The 824-nt window shown below is 58.6% G+C and carries 1 pseudogene; it reads right to left on the bottom strand.

The annotated features are described in order from the left end of the window. A pseudogene (locus K0F75_RS25425) lies at positions 1-824 on the bottom strand (DUF2235 domain-containing protein); the annotation flags it as partial.

The raw sequence follows: 824 nt of genomic DNA on the forward strand, positions 1-824 counted from the left end.
CCCACCCCAATCACTTGCCCAGCCCTCGCCACCGGCGACAGGGACTTGTTGGATTCGGTGTCGAAAAAGATGCAGCGGTAGCGGAAGTAATCACTGAACACTTCACGCTCGCCCAAGCGAGTAGAGTTCATGAACCAGGCGCGGGAATCGTGAACCTGTTCGTCGAAAAAGTCGGTGAGCGTGCGAGCAGTGTCCGTCAAGGGCTCGGCGGTTTTTAAGTCATAGAGCGCCAGGTAAGCCTGGTTACCAGAGGTGCGCAGGTCACGGTATTCCTGGGCTTCATCCTGCTCGTTGGTCAGGTATATCAACCCCCCGAACAGCAGATGAGGAATGGTCGCCCAACTGATGGCGTCACCGGCCAGCGTCAGCGACCAGTTGCTCGGGTCATAGTCACGACCGAACTCGATCATGGCCCTGTCCATCTGGCGCTGATCGAGCGTGGGTTCAAAGGCTTTATGGGTATTAAAGTCGATGGGGCGTTCCGCGCCGACGCGTTGTTCATGACCCTGTTTGAGCGCCCGATATTCCTGATGCGCTTCCAGCGTGCTGCCTGACAATTCCTTGAGCGGTTGGCCCTCATGGTTGGCCTTGTTCTCGGCCAGCTGTCGCTCATGCAGCGCTTTAAGGGCATCCCACTCTTCCTGGGTCATGTCCTTGCCGGTGACATGCTGGTAAGCGGAGGTTGTCCTGAAGTGAAAGCTGCCATACCGATTGATCCGCCACCCCGTCAGCAGCGCCTGCTCACCGGCCAAAGCGCCTTCCAGCGGGCCGGTTTTGTGGTGGGCGAGCCAGGTGTTGAAGCGGAGGGTGAGGGTTTCGGAGAC

Source organism: Pseudomonas sp. UMAB-08 (genome assembly GCF_900095225.1).
Taxonomy (GTDB): domain Bacteria; phylum Pseudomonadota; class Gammaproteobacteria; order Pseudomonadales; family Pseudomonadaceae; genus Aquipseudomonas.